This window comes from Pseudophaeobacter sp. C1-32P7 (genome assembly GCF_041008775.1).
Taxonomy (GTDB): domain Bacteria; phylum Pseudomonadota; class Alphaproteobacteria; order Rhodobacterales; family Rhodobacteraceae; genus Phycobacter; species Phycobacter gallaeciensis_A.
This window is the reverse complement of sequence record NZ_JAXGFR010000003.1, coordinates 67,580-86,330: the sequence shown is the minus strand read 5'-3', so window position 1 is coordinate 86,330 and position 18,751 is coordinate 67,580. Positions and strand designations below refer to the sequence as shown.

14 protein-coding genes are annotated in these 18,751 nt (G+C 62.2%); 5 read left to right on the top strand and 9 right to left on the bottom strand.

Annotated elements, in window-relative coordinates; all coding sequences use genetic code 11:
- Positions 1-32: 32 nt before the first annotated feature.
- Genes SM763_RS05370 through SM763_RS05350 form a run of 5 tightly spaced genes read right to left on the bottom strand, consistent with a single transcriptional unit; the run spans position 33 to position 7,275 of the window.
- Positions 33-1,379 carry a CoA transferase gene (locus SM763_RS05370; protein WP_368997891.1) on the bottom strand — a complete coding sequence of 449 codons (1,347 nt, stop codon included), beginning with the start codon at positions 1,377-1,379 and terminating at the stop codon, positions 33-35.
- The gene (locus tag SM763_RS05365; protein ID WP_065272293.1) at positions 1,376-2,533 is read right to left on the bottom strand and encodes an ABC transporter permease; all 1,158 of its coding nucleotides are present in this window, start codon (positions 2,531-2,533) and stop codon (positions 1,376-1,378) included. The genes SM763_RS05370 and SM763_RS05365 overlap by 4 nt, the downstream gene beginning before the upstream one ends.
- Positions 2,530-3,558 carry an ABC transporter permease gene (locus SM763_RS05360; protein ID WP_274831563.1) on the bottom strand — a complete coding sequence of 343 codons (1,029 nt, stop codon included), beginning with the start codon at positions 3,556-3,558 and terminating at the stop codon, positions 2,530-2,532. Before SM763_RS05360 ends, SM763_RS05365 begins: the two co-directional genes overlap by 4 nt.
- Positions 3,558-5,510 carry an ABC transporter substrate-binding protein gene (locus SM763_RS05355; RefSeq protein WP_368997890.1) on the bottom strand — a complete coding sequence of 651 codons (1,953 nt, stop codon included), beginning with the start codon at positions 5,508-5,510 and terminating at the stop codon, positions 3,558-3,560. The genes SM763_RS05360 and SM763_RS05355 overlap by 1 nt, the downstream gene beginning before the upstream one ends.
- Positions 5,503-7,275 (bottom strand): ABC transporter ATP-binding protein, encoded by a 1,773-nt coding sequence (locus SM763_RS05350; protein ID WP_368997889.1) that lies wholly within the window; start codon positions 7,273-7,275, stop codon positions 5,503-5,505. Before SM763_RS05350 ends, SM763_RS05355 begins: the two co-directional genes overlap by 8 nt.
- 275 nt (positions 7,276-7,550) lie before the next feature.
- Here SM763_RS05350 and SM763_RS05345 point away from each other — a divergent pair, with 275 nt between their 5' ends.
- Together SM763_RS05345 and SM763_RS05340 are read left to right on the top strand one after the other, a co-directional pair.
- Entirely contained in the window at positions 7,551-8,045 is a 495-nt protein-coding gene (locus tag SM763_RS05345) for a class I SAM-dependent methyltransferase (RefSeq protein WP_274829518.1), read from the top strand.
- Between the two features lie 75 nt (positions 8,046-8,120).
- Positions 8,121-8,750 (top strand): glutathione S-transferase family protein, encoded by a 630-nt coding sequence (locus SM763_RS05340; protein WP_368997888.1) that lies wholly within the window; start codon positions 8,121-8,123, stop codon positions 8,748-8,750.
- An 88-nt stretch (positions 8,751-8,838) separates the two neighbouring features.
- Here the strand turns inward: SM763_RS05340 and SM763_RS05335 are convergent, their stop codons facing one another.
- Positions 8,839-9,321: a GNAT family N-acetyltransferase gene (locus SM763_RS05335; protein WP_368997887.1), complete on the bottom strand. Its 483-nt coding sequence runs from the start codon at positions 9,319-9,321 to the stop codon at positions 8,839-8,841.
- 351 nt (positions 9,322-9,672) lie between these two features.
- On the opposite strand from SM763_RS05335, the gene SM763_RS05330 reads away from it, so the two are divergent.
- Positions 9,673-10,338 carry a TetR/AcrR family transcriptional regulator gene (locus SM763_RS05330; RefSeq protein ID WP_065272299.1) on the top strand — a complete coding sequence of 222 codons (666 nt, stop codon included), beginning with the start codon at positions 9,673-9,675 and terminating at the stop codon, positions 10,336-10,338.
- Positions 10,339-10,363: 25 nt separating this feature from the next.
- On the opposite strand, the gene SM763_RS05325 is transcribed toward SM763_RS05330, so the two are convergent.
- Both SM763_RS05325 and SM763_RS05320 read right to left on the bottom strand, forming a co-directional pair.
- Entirely contained in the window at positions 10,364-10,801 is a 438-nt protein-coding gene (locus tag SM763_RS05325; protein ID WP_274839011.1) for a response regulator, read from the bottom strand.
- A gap of 303 nt (positions 10,802-11,104) precedes the next feature.
- Complete coding sequence (locus SM763_RS05320) at positions 11,105-14,527, bottom strand: indolepyruvate ferredoxin oxidoreductase family protein (protein WP_368997886.1); 3,423 nt, start codon at positions 14,525-14,527, stop codon at positions 11,105-11,107.
- Between the two features lie 145 nt (positions 14,528-14,672).
- Here SM763_RS05320 and SM763_RS05315 point away from each other — a divergent pair, with 145 nt between their 5' ends.
- Positions 14,673-15,131, top strand: coding sequence for an Lrp/AsnC family transcriptional regulator (locus SM763_RS05315; protein ID WP_274829522.1), 459 nt, complete (start codon positions 14,673-14,675; stop codon positions 15,129-15,131).
- A 12-nt stretch (positions 15,132-15,143) separates the two neighbouring features.
- Here SM763_RS05315 and SM763_RS05310 read toward each other — a convergent pair whose 3' ends face one another.
- Entirely contained in the window at positions 15,144-15,491 is a 348-nt protein-coding gene (locus tag SM763_RS05310; RefSeq protein ID WP_368998051.1) for a DUF3307 domain-containing protein, read from the bottom strand.
- Positions 15,492-15,734: 243 nt separating this feature from the next.
- Between SM763_RS05310 and SM763_RS05305 the strand changes: the two genes are divergently transcribed.
- Positions 15,735-18,731, top strand: coding sequence for an ABC transporter transmembrane domain-containing protein (locus SM763_RS05305; RefSeq protein ID WP_368997885.1), 2,997 nt, complete (start codon positions 15,735-15,737; stop codon positions 18,729-18,731).
- The last annotated feature ends 20 nt before the right edge of the window (positions 18,732-18,751 follow it).

Sequence of the window (18,751 nt, the reverse complement as noted above, 5' to 3'; positions counted from 1 at the left end):
CGTTCTTGAGGGAGATGCCAGATGGCTAAGGGTCAGCTGGTCCAGACCGGCTCGGAAGAGCCGCATTTGTCTGCGGGTAGGTCCCAGCGCATGCCGGTCTCTCCCAGCGCAAGCGGCGGTTTCAGGCGCAGACCCGGTCCCCATCCGGAATGTTCGCGGGAAGGTGCATAATCCTGCGCCTCGGCCTGGGTGATGGAGGGGCCACCCTGCGATGGGCGCAGGCTGGCAAGCAGCTCGGCGGTGCGGGCCAGGGACAGCCGTGCCTGCGGGGTTTTACTGGTCTCGGTGGCCCGGCTGAGGGCGGAAATCACCGCCGCAGCCAGAAGATAGCCAGTGGCGTGATCCAGTGCTTGCACCGGCAGCGGGGTCGGTTTCTCTGCGCCTGCCCAGATCCGGCCTGCATCGGCGATGCCCGCGCTCATCTGTACCAGACTGTCAAAGCCGCGGCGGCGCACCCAGGGGCCGGTCCAGCCATAGGCGTTGAGCGGTGCCTCAATCCGGTTTGGGGCGATCCGGTCGCGGGTTGCCTGATCGTAACCAAGACCTGCAAGGGCGCCGGGGCGGTAGCCGTGCACCAGCACATCGGCCTTGGCCAGAAGTGCCTCGAAACGGCGCCGGTCCGGGTCCTTGCGCAGATCGAGCATGGCCATGCGCTTGCCCAGCGAAATATCCGGTATCACCCCCGGCTCATCCCAGCCGGGCGGGTCGATCCGCAGCACCTCGGCGCCAAATCCGGCCAGCGTCCGGGTGGCAATCGGCCCGGCCAAGACCCGGGTCAGATCCAGCACCTTCAGTCCGGCCAGCGGCCGTGCCTCACTTGCTTCAGGACGCGCACGCGGAGAGACGTCGCGGGGGGCGGTCCATTGTACCAACGGTTCCGAGCCGACTGCCTGTCCCTGCGGGTGCGACAGCCACAGCTCGCGGCTGCGCATGGTGGCCGACACGCCTCCAGCAGCGACGATCTCGCGCTCCAGCAGGTCGCCGTCCCATTTGCTGACGGCCGTGCGCACCGCCTCGGGCGTGCCTTCGCAGCCGAGCACCTGAAGCGCGGCGGCGCGGTGATGGGGCAGGTTGGTGTGCAGTCGGATCCAGCCATCGGCGCAGGGATAGTCCCCGGCAATCGGATCCCAAAGCGATGGCATCTCCCAGCCTGCGGGGCGAAAACTATAGCCGAACCACAGCGCCGCCAAACGCTGATCCACGGTGACTTCGGGCGCGCGGGGCGCAAGACCTGCCACCTTCATGTAGCGGGCCAGTTCCACGCCGACGGCAGCAACAGAGGCAGTGGCCAGCCCGGTCACCGCAAAGGCACTGGGCCTGTGCCCGCTGCCGGTGATGGCATAGCTTGCGGGATCGGGAAGGGCGGCAAGCAGGGTCATTGTTGATAGGGGTCCAGACTGTCGCGCAAGCCGTCACCAAGGAAGTTGAAGGCCAGCACTACCACCACGATGGGCAGCATGGGAATGGCGGTCCACCAGTAGATCTCGATATTGGCGAGGTTCTGCGCATCGTTCAGCATCACGCCCCAACTGACCGCAGGCGCGCGCAGGCCCAGGCCCAGAAAGGAAAGCGCGGTTTCGCCCAGGATCATCGCCGGGATCGACAGGGTTGCCGAGGCGATGAGGTGGCTCATGAAATTCGGCAGGAGATGCTTGCGGATCACCCGGCCCGATGTGGCGCCCATCATTTCGGCGGCGCGCACGTATTCCTCTTCGCGCAAGGACAGGAACTTGGCCCGCACCGAGCGCGCAAGGCCGGGCCAATCCAATATGCCAAGGATCACCGAGATGATGAAGAAGACCGCCACCGGAGACCAGTTCGAGGGCACGGCTGCTGAGAGCGCAAGCCACAGAGGCAGCTCCGGCAGGCTGCGCAGGATCTCGATCACCCGGTTGATCACCCAGTCGATCCGGCCACCGAAATAGCCCGCAATAGAGCCGAAAAAGATGCCTAGAACGAAGGAGACCGTAATCCCGATCAGACCGACGGTCAGCGACAGCTGCGCGCCATAAAGGATGCGGCTGAAGACATCGCGGCCCAGCCGGTCCGACCCCCAGAGAAACAGCGGCACATCGGCGCCGGGCGCGCAGACCAAATGGGTGTCGGCCGGGATCAGCCCGGCGATATCGTAGGAGCTGCCTTCGCAGAAAAATTTCAGCCGCAGCGGGTTGTCCAGATCCGGTTTGAACTCCCACTGGAAGGTTTCCAGGTTCGCCTCCGAGGTCATCGGGTAGATGAAGGGGCCGAGGAACTCGCCCTCGTGGAAGAGATTGATCTCCTGCGGCGGCGCATAGAGATGCTCGCTGTGACGTTCGTTCGGGCCATAGGGCGCGACAAAGCCGACAAAGGGCAGCATCAGATAGCAGAATAGCAGGAAGGCACCGGAGATCAGGCCCAGCCGGTGCGTCTTGAACTTGCGCCAGATCAGCACCCAGTTCGGGGCATCCAGATCCTTCCGCTCCAGCTCGCGCAGGGACTGTTCGGCGTCATAGGGGGCATCGTCGACATAGCGACCGTCGGGCAGCTTGCTCATGCGTCGCGTCCCTCATAGCGGATGCGCGGATCCAGAAGAACCAGCAGCACGTCCGAAATCATCGTGCCGATCAGGGTCAGAAGGGCGACGAACATCAGGATGAAGGCCGATAGGAACATGTCTTGCGATTTCAGCGCCTGCAGCAGATCCGGCCCGATGGTTTGCAGTCCCAGCACCACCGAGACCAGAACCGATCCCGACACCATTGAGGGCAGCAGGTTGCCGATGTCAGCGACAAAGGGATTGAAGGCCACCCGCAGCGGGTACTTCGCCAGCATCCGCGAAGGCGACATGCCCTTGGCAATCGCGGTTTCCACATAGGGTTTGCCCAGCTCGTCCAGCATATTGGCGCGCAATCGCTGCATCATCGCCGAGGCGCCCGAGGTGCCGATGACAAAGGTTGGAACGATCAGGTGGATGAGGATCGATTTCACCTTGTCCCAGCTCATCGGCTCACCTTCGTAGATGGGATCCATCAGCCCGCCGATGGGCAGGTCGAACCAGCGATGGCCGTAGTAGAACAGGATCAGCGCCAGGAGGAAGTTTGGCGTCGCCAGACCGAGGTAACCGACAAAGGCCGAGGTGTAATCCACCCAGGTGCGCGAGCGCGCTGCGGCCAGAACTCCCAGCGGCAGGGCCACCATATAAACAAAGAGAACCGCTGCGAGATTGACGAGAACCGTCAGCCACAGGCTGTCACCGACGATTTCGGCCACCGGGCGGTCGAATTCAAAGGACCAGCCGAAATTGCCCTGAATGAGGCCTGAGAAGCCGTGCGGGCCGGGCATGAAGCCAGCCCAGATGAAATACTGCTGCCACATGGGCTTATCGAGCGCGTATTCCGTGCGCAGGAACTCTGCCTTGGCCACGCCTGCGGTCTGACCGCTGGCACGCAACTCAGCGATCTGGTTGGAAAGGTAATCGCCGGGTGGCAGGTTGATGATCACGAAGATCAGCACCGACACCACCCAAAGCGTCAGCAGCATGGTGCCGAAGCGGTATATGGCGTAGCGCAGGATTTCCATCAGCCCTGACCATCCTCGAAGAAGAACTCATCCATGCGGTGGACTCCAAAATGAGCGCCGGGGTCCCAGGCCCAGATGCCGCGTTCTGGCACGTTGCGCAGGCGGTTTGATACCACCACGGGCTGCGGCGCCTCGGCCACAAGGCCAATGCCGTAGACCTGCTCGGAATGGATTTTCAGCATTTCTTTCCAGGCGGCGACCCGCTCCGCTTCGGTGGTGGCGATCCGCCAGTCATGTGCCAGCTCCATCAGGCGCTGAGCGGGTTCCATATCGGGCGCTTCGCCGACCTCTCCGCCGGTCTGGTAATATTGCCCCCATTTCGGCCAGGCCAGAAAGACCTGATCGGTCGGCGCCAGATAGGCGGGCGAGGTATAGGGCTGCGGCAGGCCGTTGTCCCAGCCGTACCAGACCGAGGCCGCAGTGGTGCCTGAGAACACCCGGTTGCGCAGGATGTCGCGATCGAGCGGACGCATTACCAGCTTGACCCCCACGTCGCGCCAATCATCGGTGATGATCTGCAGGGCGTTTTCGACCTCCTGCCGCTCTCCGGCGGTTTCCACGATCAGCTCCATCGGGCGTCCGTCGGGCAGTTGGCGGATGCCATAGCCATCCTTTTCGGTCAGCCCGGCCTCATCCAGCAGCTGATTGGCCAAATCGGGATCGAACTGCGCCCAGGCTTCGCGCAGGGCGGGATCAAAGAACGGGCTTTTTTCCAGCACGGTCATGGCGCCGGGCTTGGCCAGTTTGAAATAGAGCGATTTGTTGATGGCGGCGCGGTTGATGGCGACCGACAGGGCGCGGCGCACCCGGACATCGCGCAGCAGTTTGCGCCAGACCGGATCGTTTACGTTGAGGTTCGGATAGATCGCGATCTGCGAGGCGGTGCCAGTGCCCCAGAGGAAGGTCCTGTAGTTGCCGCCGTCGGCTTCGCCCTTGCGTAGGATCGGAATGTCACGAAAACCCAGACCACGGGCCTGAAGGTCTGCCTCTCCGGCGTTGGCTTTGGCAGCCACCAGCCCGCCCGAGACGATCTCCATTTCCACCGTGTCGATATAGGGCAGCTGTACGCCCTTGGCGTCGATCCGGTGGTAATAGGGGTTGCGCACGAACAAGTGGCGGATTTTCTTGCCCGCTGTGGCATTCATCCACGGCTGCAGGGTGGGCAGCTCGTGATTGTCGAACTTGTACATATTGTCGTATTTGTTGTGCAGCGCCGCCCAGCTTTTGACGCGGGCGTAATCCACTTCCTCGGCCAGTTTGGCCGGGTCGGCGTAATCGGCGTGGAACTGCTTCAGATAGGCTGAGGGCCGGTAGATGAAGGGCGGGCGCGCCTGCGCCAGATGGTGCAAAAAGCTGGGGTTCGGGTTCTGCCATTCAAAGACGACGGTGGTCTCATCTGGGAATGTGACCTCGGGCAGCTCACCCTCGGCACGCAGAAATTCCGGCGGCCCGGCCGGGCTCAGCAGCGGATTGTTGGCAATGCCCTTCCACCAGTATTCGAAATCCGCCGAGGTGAAGGGAGACCCGTCAGACCAGCGGTGTCCGGGGCGCAGATGCAAGGTAAAGCGCTTGTTGTCCTCTTCTTCATAGCCCAGCAGGATGTCCGATTGCAGTTTGTAATCCGCGTCATAGCCGACCAGCCGCGCGTAGCCACAGACCACCATCTGGCGGATGTCTTTCGACCGGGTCACCATGGTGTTGAGCGCACCGCCCTGCACGCCAAAGGCACGGCCCTTGGCCTCCAGATTGACCACAAGCGGCGCATCCGGCAGGCGCTCTGCCGCCTTGGGCAGGTTGCCAGAGGCGACCTCCTGGTCCCAGAAGGCGCTTTCCTGCGGGGTAGGCAGCGTGCCTGCCAGCGCGGCGAGCGGTGCCAGCAGTGCGGCCAGCGCGATGGCCAGTACGGGTTTCAGGGCGGTTCGTTTTGTCGCGGGTTTCGGGGCGTTATACATGGCAACGTACCTTATGTCCGGGTTCCAGGATGACCAGAGGCGGGGCCTCGGCTCCTGTGAATCTGAAATGTTCGGGCCAGCTGTCCGGCGCGCCGGCGCCTTGCGAAACCAGATCCAGATTGATCGGGCGCCCGATATCGGGTTCCGGCTGCGCTGCGATCAGCGCCTTGGTGTAGGGGTGCTGCGGGTTGTGGAACAGCGTCTGCGGTGGAGCCTGCTCGACGATCAGCCCGCGCCGCATCACCGCGACCTCATCGGCGATCCGCGCCACCACAGCCAGATCGTGGCTGATAAAGAGATAGGACAGCCCTTGCTGTTCCTGAATGTTTTCCAAGAGCCGCAGGATCTGTTCCTGCACCGACACGTCCAGCGCCGAGGTCGGCTCGTCGCAAACGATCAGCGAGGGATCCAGCATCAGCGCACGGGCAATCGACAGGCGCTGGCGCTGGCCGCCGGAAAAGGCATGCGGATAGCGTTGCAGCATCTCGGGGCCAAGGCCGACGGTTTTCAGCATCTTTGCTGCCTTGTCGCGGCGGTCGGCGGAGGTGCCGATACCGTGGATCTCCAGCGGCTCGGTCATGGTGTCCGCGATGCGCATGCGCGGGCTGAGCGAGGAATAGGGATCCTGAAACACCATCTGCGCCTCGCGCTGAAACGCGGTACGGGCGGCGCGGTCCATCTGGTGAACCTTGACGGTCTCGCCATCCGGATCGGGGCGGAACAGAACCTCGCCGCCGGGATCCGGCGGTTCGGCGCCAAGCGCGATGCGGGCGGCGGTGGTCTTGCCAGAGCCGCTTTCGCCGACGATGGCCAGCGTCTTGCCGCGCGGCAGTTTCAGATCGACGCCGCGACAGGCGTGTATAAGAGTGGGGGCAGCCCAGCCCTTTCCGGCGCGCAGGGTGTAGGTCTTGGACACCGATTTCAGCTCAAGGATCAGATCTTCCTTGGGCTCTGGCGGCACGGCCTGCGTGGCGGCTGGGATCTTGGGCGCGGCGTTGATCAGCGCCCGGGTATAGGCATGCGCGGGTGCCGAAAGGATCGGTGCAGCAGGACCAGCTTCCATCACCCGGCCCTTGTGCATGACCACCACCTCTTCGGCCATATTGGCAACGACGCCCAGATCGTGGGTCACAAGGATCATCGCCATGCCGGTGTCGCGCTGCAATTCCTTCATCAGGCCCAAAACCTGTGCCTGGGTCGTCACATCCAGCGCCGTGGTCGGCTCATCCGCGATCAGAAGATCGGGTTTCGCCACCATTGCCATGGCGATCATCGCCCGCTGGCGCATGCCCCCGGACAATTCAAAGGGGTACGAGTCATAGGTGCGTTGCGGCTCGGGAAAACCGACCCGTTCGAAACACTCCAGTACTTCCTTGCGGGCGGCGGCTTCGCTTTTGCCTTCGTGCAGCCATAAAACTTCGGAGACCTGGTTGCCGATCCGGTGCAACGGCGACAAAGAGCGCATCGGCTCCTGAAAGATCATCGCGATCCGGTTGCCGCGCACATCCCGCATGCGTCGTTCGCCAAGGCGGCTCAGCTCCAGCGGCGCGTCGCCGCCGTGGAGGGTGATGCGGCCAGAACGGATCTGGGCGGCACGTGGCAGAATGCGCAGCACGGCGCGGCAGGTGATCGTCTTGCCGGAACCACTTTCCCCGACCAGCGCCAGGGTGCCGCCGGGGGCAACGTCAAAACTAACATCGCGCACGACAGCTTCATCCTGGCCAAAGCCGATGCTGAGGCCCTCGACTGACAACAGCGGCGCCATTCAGTTCAACCCGTCTGAGGTCCGGTGATGTCTCTTCATGATCTTCCCGTTTCCCTGTTTTTTCCCCCACCATCGCGCGGCCTACGGTCACTAGTCAAACCCCATTCGCAGATAGCAGCCCCAGATGCGGGAAATATGACGCGCCGGTGGGGTCTTTACGCAATTGTGAAGGCGCTCGGGCCGTTTTCGCTATTCGCTACACATTTGCGTAAAAGTCTGACACATCTGCACGGGATTGGCCGCCGTGCGGCCATGGCGTGCAAGGAGACCGTAACATGATCACCCGTCTGGACCTTTTTATCGATCGCATGGTGTCCCAGCGTGCCTGTCTGGATTACGCCATTGCCGAAACCGCTGGTATGAGCGGCCCGGTCTTTGAGCTGGGGCTTGGGAACGGGCGCACCTACCACCACATGAAGCACAATATCACCGGCCGGGATATCTATGTCTTCGAACGCGCTGTTGCCTCGCATCCTGACAGCACCCCGCCCGAGGAACTGACGATCCTTGGCGATGTGCGTGAAACGCTACCGGCAGCTGTGGAACGGTTCGGTGCGACCGCCAGTCTGATCCACGCGGATCTGGGCGGTCACAATCGCGCCAAGAACGATGCCTTTGCCCGGCTGGTGTCGCCGCTCATCGAACCGCTGCTGGCGGTGGGCGGCATGATGGTGTCCTCGGACCGGATGTATTTTGACAGCTTGCGCGAAATGCCCCTGCCGCCGGACGCGGTCGAGGGGCGCTGCTTCATCTACCGCCGCGACGCCTGATCCGCGCGACGCTCCGTCATGCTGGCCTCACGTGCTGCCCTGCCCCTAGGCTGGCGGTAACAGAGGGAGGCCGCCATGATTTTCTACGATTGCTCCACCGCGCCGAACCCGCGCCGGGCGCGGATGTTTCTTGCGGAGAAGGGGCTGAGCCCTGAAACCCATGACATTTCCATCGCCAAGGGAGAGCAGCTGGACGCGGCCTTTCTGGCGGTGAACCCGCGCGCGACGATCCCGGTTCTGGTCACCGATACGGGCACTGTCCTGACCGAGAACCTTGGCATTGCCGCCTATCTGGAGGCGGCGCATCCGGAACCGCCGTTGATGGGACGCACCGCCGATGAAAAAGGGCTGGTGCTGATGTGGAACTCCATCGTCGAACAGCAGGGCGGCGCCCCCGTGGCCGAGGCGCTGCGCAACACCCACCCGGCGTTTGAAAACCGCGCCATTCCGGGCCCTGATCACTATGCCCAGATCCCTGAGCTGGCCGAACGCGGACAGGCGCGGACTGTGCGGTTCTTTGATCTCTTGGAAGAGCGCCTGCAGGACAGCCCCTTCCTTGCCACTGATCATTTCACGCTGGCGGATATCTCGGCCTTCGTCTTTGTTGATTTTGCTCGCGTGATCAAGATGCGCGTGCCCGAAGCCAACTCGGCCACGCTGGCCTGGCAAGAGGCCATTCGGGAGCGTCCAAGTTCGCAGTTGTAGGCCGGGAGGGCAGAGGAGGAGGTCTCGCGCAGCGATGGCACGTCCTGACAGCCCGAGTTCGGAGCCAATATCAGAATTTAATCAGGCGCTACTTGGGCTCAATTCGGGCTTGAAAGGCGTCAAATTCCGTTTCGGCTACGCGATAGCTCTGCTTGGTCATTTTCGGTGCTGCAAGCGCCTCATAAAATCGTTGTGCGCCACCGTTGGTGCCGTCAATGGCCCAGTCAAAACGGGTGCAGCCCTCGCGACGTGCCACATCGATGAGGGCGGATAACAATGCTTTTCCAACACCCTTTTGTCGAACGGTCGGAGAAACAAACAGCTCTTTCATGACCAGTGATATGCCCGGGCCGGCCGGGAAGCTTAGTCCCCATGTGGCGAACCCGACGGGCTGGGTGCCATCAAAGGCCAGATGGCACGCCATGTGCCTTTCGGCGCGGAGCAGTGAAAGCACCCGCTCTTCTTGATCATGGGTGGCAGGGGCGATCTGGTAATACGCAAGGCAGGCCCGTTGAAGAGTGCGGAATGCCTCTGCATCTTCTGCCCTGAACGCTCGGACTGTCACGCTCATTGGTTTTTCTCCAAGGCAATCGGGCGGGTATTGTCGTTTCCCTTGCGGTGGCAGATGGCATGACCGCGGAAGTTCTCGCAGCATCGCACTGTGCAGGCATTGCTCATTTCATGTCACCTTAGAAACCGTCTCAGCGTGAAGGCTCGCATACATAATGCGGGTGCTCAATGACCGTTCGTTCGCGGGCGGTGCGGGCCCGCGCGATGGACTGACACGATTTCGAGAGCGCAGGTGCCCTGGGCTTAAAATGAGACAAATGTCGCAACACCGCCAAATGCGGTGGACAAGGCGCGGTGGGCGCCGCAGGATGTTTGGTGCCCTGATTGGCGCACGTCACGAGGTGTTCTGTCCATGCCCCCCAAACCGATCCTGCACCGGGATGATCCCACCGCCGAACCCCTCACCGGCAACGTCAAGGTTACCCGGGCCGACTGGCTGAATGTGGCGATGGATGTGCTGATCAGCCACGGGGTTGAGCAGGTCAAGGTGCTGGCCCTGGCCGAGCGCATGGGCGTGTCGCGTTCCTCCTTCTACTGGTATTTCAAATCGCGGCAGGATCTGCTGGATGCGCTGTTGCAGACGTGGGAGCAGACCAACACCGCCGCGATGGTTGCCCAGACCGAAGCCCCTGCCGCCGCGATCACGGGCGCGGTGCTGAACGTCTTTCACTGCATTGCCAACCCGGATCTGTTCAATACCGCGCTCGATTTCGCGGTGCGGGACTGGGCGCGGCGCTCGGGCAAGGTGCGCAGCCTGCTGGACCGTTCCGATGCACGGCGGGTGAAAGCGCTCAGCGACATGTTCTCCCGCTATGGCTATCCGGAGCTGGAGGCAAAGACCCGGGCCAAGGTTCTTTACTACATGCAGCTTGGCTATGACATGGCGGAGCCGAACGAGAGCCATAAGGAACGGTTGCAGATGACGCCCCATTACCTGCGGGTCTTCACCGGCAAAGAACCCCTGCCGGAGGAGCTGGAAGAATTCGCCGTCTACACAGAAAGATACTGGGACGTCTGAGTCGACCGGGTCTGGCGACCATCGCCTAGGCGGGACTGGGCACAGGCGGCTGACAAATCTCCCAAAACCGGAAAAGAGAGGTCAGCAGCGTCTTCAGCTCGGCTGCACCTTGGGGCTTGATGAAATATCCGCTGACATTGTGCTTATAAGCCTCGGCAATGTCTGCGTGATTGTCTGATGTGGTGAACATGAAGACGATCTGATCTGCCGTGTCCGGGTTGGCGCGCAGGGCGCTCAGAAAATCATGGCCGTTCATGCGCGGCATGTTGATATCCAGCAGGATAAGGAACGGGCTTTCGATTGATATCCCCGGGGCTGTGCCCGCCAGGATATCCAGTGCTTCGATGCCGTCACGCGCCCGCACAACGGTTGCCGGAAGATCAAGCCGTTTCAAAGTACGTTCCAGGATCATCGCATCCAGGTCGCTGTCTTCGACCAGAAGGATGTTCATTTCAGTTGGCATACAGGCAGGCCCTTTCCGAACCGTCTGGTGTGCGTGTCCCGGCACTGCTTGGCCGGTTTCCCAAGGCGCGTTGCGTCCTTATCGGAACGAAGTCACCCATCGTTCGAAAATTATGCATTTCTGTGGCTACTTTTACAATTGCCAATCCGGCACTGGCCGCAATCGGTCGCACTGTGCAGCCCGATGGGAGAGGCGTTTTCAATCCGGGGCAGTGGAAAGCTGTGCTGGATAAGCAAGAGTTTTGGATCAAAAAAGGGCGCGCTGCGCAGAGGCAGGCGCGCCCTTGATCGGGAGAGACGGTGCTCAGAGCTGGCCGAGCTGTTGGTCGACCTCTTGGCGCACCTTGGCGGCGGCCTCCATGCGGACTGGGCCATAGCCCCGGATCTCCATCGGTGCTGCTAGGATGTCGGCGCAGGTGTCGTGCCGGTCCGCGCCATAGGCACGTGCGACCTTGGTCAGCGCCGCCTCGTACCAGTCCAGAAGGTCGCGGTGCAGGCGAGCCTCGGCGTGATAGCCAAAGGGGTTGAACGCGCTGCCACGCAGGCCCTTGGCCTTGGCCATCACCGACAGAGCCGGGCGTAGCCAGGCGCCAAAGGCGCTTTTCTTCGGGCGGCCCCGGCTGTCCTTGCCGCGCGCCAGCAGCGGCGGCGCGAGGTGGTATTTGACTGAATAGTTGCCGTCGAATTCCGACGCGATCTGCTCCTTGAAACTGTCTGCGGTCAGCAGGCGGGCGACTTCGAATTCATCCTTATAGGCCATCAGCTTGAACAGCGACTTTGCCGCGTGTGTAACCAGATCGTCCTGCGCATCTGCGGGCAGGGAACTGCGCAGCTGCTCCAGCGTGTTGCGGTAGCGCTCTGCATAGGCAGCGTCCTGATACTCGGTCAGGAAGGCGGCGCGGCGGTCGATCATCTGCTGCAACGTTTCCCCTTCCTCCGGGGTTTCGTCGTAGAACTGGCTGACAAGCACGGGATCCACCGCCATGGCGCGACCGATAGCAAAGGCGAGGTGGTTCTTGTCGATGGCCACGCCGTTGAGTTCGATTGCTTGGCTGAGGGCCGCACCGCTGACCGGCACCAGCCCCTTTTGCCAGGCAAAGCCCAGCATCATCACATTGGCCAGAACCGCATCGCCCAGCAGGGCTTCTGCCGCCTCGTTGGCATTGAAGCCCGATAGGTTCTGCGCGCCAACCACCGCTTCGATCTCCTTTTCGCGCAGACCGGTCATCAGGTCAGCATCGCGGCGCAGCACCAGATCGCCAGTGGGCATTTCGGCGCGATTCAGCACCACTTTGGTGCCCGCACGGTAGTGTGCCGAGGCCTTGGGGGCGGAGGACACCACCACATCGCAGCCAATGACCGCATCGGCAGCGGCCTGATCAATACGCACCTGGTTCAGCGTTTCGGGCGCGTTCGACAGGCGGATGTAGCTGAGGACGGTGCCGAATTTCTGCGCAAAGCCGGTGAAGTCCAGCACGCTCGACCCCTTGCCTTCAAGGTGGGCGGCCATGGTGATCAGCGCGCCGACGGTCACAACGCCTGTGCCGCCCACCCCGGTGACGAGCAGATCGAACGGCTCGGCGAGGGAGGGAAGGTCCGGGGCGGGCAGGCGGGCCGTCAGCTGGTCTGCATCCAGACCGGCTGGCTGCTTCTTGCGCCGCTCGCCACCCTCAACGGTGACAAAGCTGGGGCAAAAGCCGTTGAGGCAGGAGAAGTCCTTGTTGCAGGAGGAGAGGTTGATCTTGCGCTTGCGCCCAAAGGGCGTCTCTTTCGGCTCTACACTCAGGCAGTTGGATTCCACCGAGCAATCGCCGCAGCCTTCGCAGACCAGATCGTTGATGAAGGCGAATTTCTTCGGGTCTTCCATCTTGCCGCGCTTGCGGCGGCGGCGTTTCTCGGTGGCGCAGGTTTGTTCATAGATCAGGACGGTGACGCCGGGGATTTCACGCAGTTCACGCTGTACCGCGTCCATTTCTTCCCGGTCGTGGAACGATGTGCCTGCCGGAAAATCGGCGCGGTTGAACTTGCCGATATCGTCCGAGACCAGCGCGATGCGGTCCACCCCTTCGGCGCGGCAGGTCTGGGCGATGCCCGAAACGCTGACCGGTCCATCCACCGGCTGACCGCCGGTCATGGCGACCGCGTCGTTATAAAGGATCTTGTAGGTGATGTTGGTCTTGGCAGCGACCGCTTGCCGGATCGCCAGGCTGCCCGAGTGATACCAGGTGCCTTCGCCCAAGTTCTGGAACACATGCTTGCCGCCGTTGAACTGCGAGGCCACCGCCCATGGCACGCCTTCGCCGCCCATTTGGGCATAGCCTGCGGTTTCCCGATCCATCCAGCTGGCCATGACGTGACAGCCGATGCCGGAGAATGCCTTGGAGCCTTCGGGCAGTTTGGTCGAGGTGTTGTGCGGGCAGCCCGAGCAGAAATAGGGCGTGCGGGTGGCGCCGGGCACGTTGATCAGCTTGGGTGGCTCAGCGGTCAGCGCGGCGGCCTTGGCGGGCAGGTTCTCTTCGGGGAAGAAGGCATCCAGACGCGCGGCCACGATGGGTGCCAGTTGCAGCGGGCTCAGCTCCCCGGTCCATGGGATCAGCGGCTCACCCTTGCTGTCGTATTTGCCGACCATTTTCTTGGGTTTGTCGCCGGGCCAGTCGTAAAAATATTCCTTGAACTGGCTTTCGATGATGCCGCGTTTTTCCTCTACGACCAGCACCTCTTCCTTGCCGTTCACAAAGCGCAGCGCCTCGGGGCGGGCCAGCGGCCAGACCATGCCTACCTTGTAGATGTCGATACCCAGCCGACGGCAGGCGGCCTCGTCCAGACCCAGAAGGCGCAGCGCCTCCATCAGGTCGAGATGCCCCTTGCCGGTGGTGACGAAACCGAACTTGGCATCCTCGACGTCATAGATGCGGCGGTCGATCGGGTTGGCCTCAGCAAAGGCGCGCACCGCCTTGATCTTGGCCTGGATCCGGGTCTCGATCTCGGGCGAGGGCAGATCAGCGCGGCGGATGTGCAGCCCGCCGGGGTAGGGCGGCAGCTCGGGCAGAACAAATTCACGGTCCGGCTGCAATTCCACGGACCGAGCGCTCTCCACGGTTTCCGACACCGCCTTGAAGCCGACCCAGGTGCCGGAATAGCGCGACAGGGCAAAGCCGTATTCGCCAAATGTCAGGAATTCGGAGACATCCGCCGGGTTCAGAACCGGCATGAACCAGGCCATGAAGGCGACGTCCGACTGATGCGGCATCGAGGAGCTGACGCAGCCGTGGTCGTCGCCCGCAACCACCAGCACGCCGCCCTTTTCCGACGATCCATAGGCGTTGCCGTGCTTTAGCGCATCGCCAGAACGGTCGACGCCCGGCCCCTTGCCGTACCACATGGAAAAGACGCCCTCGACCTCGCAATGGGGATCCAGAACCGCCTGCTGCGCGCCCAGAACGGCGGTGGCGCCCAGATCCTCGTTCACGGCGGGCATGAATTTGACCTTGGCCTCTTCCATCCGCTTGCGCGAGCGCCAGAACTCCAGGTCCACGGCCCCCAGCGGCGAGCCGCGATAGCCCGAAACGAAACCGGCGGTGTTCATCCCGGCGTTCTGATCGCGGCGGGACTGGTCCAGCATGATCCGCGCCAACGCCTGCGTGCCGGTGAGGAACACGCGGCCCTTGGTCATCTCGTAACGGTCATCGAGCTGGTAGCTGCGGAAGTCGTGGCTCAGCTTGGTCATCGGGGAGTCCTCGCGCGGGTAGTCTGTGATCGCGAAAGGATAATCCATTTGAGGCGGAAAATTTTGCCGCATCTACTGGCGTTTTGGCAATTTTTGGATAAATTAACCGTTGTTGATCACTATTTTGAACTGGATAACCGTTACAATGAAGCTGGACGACCGCGACCGCCGTATATTGACCCTATTGCAGGAGGATTCGCGTATTTCCAATGCGGATCTGGCCGAGACGGTAGGCATGTCTCCTTCTGCCCTGTGGCGGCGGGTGCGTGCGCTGGAAGAGGCCGGTGTGATCGAACGCTATGGCGCGGTGGTGAATGCGGCGGCCATGGGGCTTGGCTTTCACGCCATGGTGCATGTGCAGCTGACACGGCATGATCCGGAAAAGCTGAAGGAGTTCATCCGCGCGGTTGAGAACAATTCGCTGGTGCAGGAGTGTTTTGCGACCACCGGCCAGTCGGATTATCACCTGCGGGTTCTGGCGCCGGATCTGGAGGCCTATAACCGGTTTCTGGAAGAGTTCTTGTTCCGCCTGCCTGCGGTGGCCAGCGCCCAGACCAACGTGGTGCTGCGCACGATCAAGCGGGACAGGCCGGTTGTACCTTAGGCCGGTTGTGCCCTAGGTCGCGTATTTCAGCCAGGCGGCGGCCATGGCGATATAGGTCAGCTGGTGCAGCGCCTGATCCGCGCCCGCCGCGCGCCAGAAAGCCGCCTGTTGCGGGGTCAGCTGCTTGCTGTCGGAATAGCGCGCCTTGCAGTAGTCGATGTTGAAATGCACGATCCATTCCAGCACGCAGGTGATCAGGATGAACAGGACCGGCGCGCCCATCAGCACGAAGACCAGAATGGATCCAAGCGTGTGAACGCCGGCATGCTGCGCACGACCGCTGTGCAGGTATTCGCCGCGGCCCGACAGCATCTTTGGTGTCTGCAGAAAGAAATCTGCAAACATATGTTTGACCTGCATCAGGCAGAGCAGCAGCAATAATGTTCCGGTATGCTCCGGCAAAACAGTCCCCTGTTCATCTATGTCGTAGCGGAACCTTACGTTTTTTTGCCGCCGTGGCAAATGCTGCATGCCATGGTGCCGCGACGACAGGCCGAAACAGGCTTTGGCGCAGTTGCCATTGCCTGTCACAGGTAAACCGCGCTAGGCATATGCTGTACCGAATTTCAGACGCCTATCCGGAGCTGTCTCATAGAACGTTCTTTGTTCCGTTTTATCTGGAAGTATTCCAAACGTGATCAGCTCGTGCTTCTGGTGGTCACGGCCTGCCTGTTTCCGCTTTTGTACCTGACGCTGGAACTGCCCAAGCGTATCATTAACGATGCCATCGGTGCCGAGACCGACACGATCGAGGTGCTGGGCTATTCCTTCGACAAGCTGACCTTCCTGTGGATCCTTTGTGTGGCGTTTCTGGTGTCGGTGCTGATGCACGGTCTGCTGAAAATGCGCATCAACACCATGAAGGGTATTCTGGCCGAACGGATGCTGCGCCGGTTCCGTTATCAGCTCATTGCCCGCGTTTTGCGGTTCCCTCAGCCCTATTTCGAGCGGGTCAGCCAGGGCGAACTGGTGTCGATGGTGACATCGGAATCCGAACCGATGGGCGGTCTGATGGGCGATGCTGTCAGCCAGCCGGTGCTGCAGGCCGGGCAGATGCTGACCATCCTCTATTTCCTGTTTGTGCAAAGCTTCTGGTTCGGTCTGGCCGCCGTGGCACTGATCCCGCTGCAGGGCTGGTTGATCCCGATGCTGCAACGGCGCATCAACCTTCTGAACAAGGAGCGCATCAAGGAGGTGCGGGCGCTGGCCTCGGAAATCGGCGAAAGCGCGGCAGGCGCCGCCACGCTGCGCATCAACGGCGGCTGGCGTTACCGGATGGCGGTGATCACCGACCGGCTGGGGCGGCTTTATGATATCCGTTTCGATATCTACCAGAAAAAGTTCTTCATGAAGTTCCTCAACAACTTCATCACCCAGCTGACGCCATTTTTCTTTTACGCCGTGGGCGGCTTCCTGGTGCTGCAGGGCAAGGTATCACTGGGCGCGCTGGTCGCGGCGCTGGCGGCGTACAAGGATATCGCCTCGCCCTGGAAAGAACTTCTGACCTACTACAACCAGACGCAGGACATGTCGCTGCGCTGGGAGGTGATCCTGGAACGTTTCGCGCCGCCCGGCATGGTCGATGAAGCGCTGATGATGGGCGAACCTGACGACATTCCGCGCCTCAAGGGCGATATCGAGCTGAAAGACGTCAGCGTGCGCGATGCCGATGGCAATCTCGTGCTGGAGGATCTGACCGCCACGCTGCCCGCCGGAAAGGTCATCGGCATTGCCGCCCCCTCCGAGGAAGACCGCCGCGCCATGGCCGAATTGCTGACCCGCGAGGTGCTGCCGGCAGCGGGCGCCGTGACGGTCGCCAGCTTTGATCTGCGCGAAGTGCATCAGGCCATCGTTGCCTCGCGCATCGGTCATGCGACCTCGCGGCCGGTGCTGTTCCGGGGCTCTTTCGGGGACAACGTGATGATGCCGATGCGGCAACGCCCGCAGGGTGAGGCCCGCGACCTGTTGCAGCTGGATGCGGCGCTGCGGGCGGGCAACAGCCCCGATCCCTATGATGCCGCCTGGCTGGATCCTTCGCTCGCGGGTTTCTCGACCGAGGCGGAATTGCGCGACTGGTGGGTGCAGCTGGTGTCGGGCATCGGCACCGATACCGCCCTGTTCCGGCGCGGCATGGATCAGAAATTCGACAGCAGCGCGCATCCGCGCCTGACCGCCAGCCTGATCGATCTGCGGCCCAAGGTGCAGGCGGCCATTGAAAAGGCTGGACTGGAGGCGCAAGCGCATTTCTTTGCGCCCGACCGCTATAACCCGGCGCTGCCGGTGGCGGAAAACCTGCTGTATGCCACCCTGCGCGAGCCGATCACCGAAGCGGTGCTGAAACGCCACGTCAATTTTCTGGACCGGCTGCGCGAGCTGAAGCTGGACACCGACCTTGTGACGCTGACGCAGGACGTGGTGGACATGCTGCGGCAGATCTTTGGTATCGATGGTACCGGCCATCCGCTGTTCCGCAAACTGGGGCTGGAACCGTCGGCCTATGAGGCGGCGCTGGCGCTGGTGGACAAGACCCGCAGCAAGGGCGTCGATGCGCTTGACCGGGACGAGCTGGCGCAGATGCTGATCGTGCCCTTCAGCATCTCGGCCGAGCAGATCGGCCCGGCCTTCAGTCAGGAAATGCAGGACCGCATCCTGCAGTTCCGCCGCAGCCACGCGGACGAGCTGATGGAAACGCTTGAGGACATCTTTGTCCGTATCGACGACAGCAGCTTTGCTCCCGGTCTGACGGTGATGGAGAACGCCATGTTCGGCAAGATCTCCGACACTGCCGGCGCCCGCGGTGACGAGCTGCGCAAGCTGGTGTCGGACGTGCTGGTGGAAAATGGCACCCGCAACATGGTGGTCGAACTGATCTTCGACCTGCCGGTCGCGCTGGGCGGGCAGGGCCTGCCTGCCAGTTTTGCCGAACCGCTGGCCTTTGCCCGGGCGACGATCAAACGGCCCGATATCCTGATCCTGGAATCGGCGCTGGCGAGTTACGATCTGGAAACCCGCGTTTCGGTGCACAAGAACCTGCGCAAGCTGTTGCCGGAGACGACGCTGGTCTATCTCGACAGCGATTTCGAACGTTCCGAAGTCTTCGATGTTTTCTACCAGCTGCGCCAGGGGCGGCTGGTCAGCGACCAGATGCAGGAGGCCGCCGTGGCCGACAGCGCCGCCAGCCAGGATCTGGCGCGCAAACTGCGGGCGCTGGAACAATCAGAGCTTTTCTCAGGTCTCAACCGGCGCCAGCTGCGGCTGCTGGCCTTTGGCGCGCGTTGGTACGAGGCCAAGGCGGGCGATGCGGTTTTTTTGAAAGACGACGATGCCAGCGACGGTGCCTATATGATCACCGAAGGCGAAGCGGGGCTGTTCCTGCCACAGGATGGCGAAGAGGACCGGTTGATTGCCACGGTTGGCCCGGGGCGGCTGGTCGGGGAACTGGGGCTGATCCGCAAGGAGCCCCGTGCGCTCAGCATGATCGCGCAGACGGATCTGACCTGTCTGCGTATCGGCGAGGAAGAGTTCCTCGCCGTGGTGGAAAACGACGCCGCGACGGCCTTTAAGCTGTTGCAGGTGGTGGCCGGCTACGTGTCGAGCTGATCTGACGAAGACAACCAACA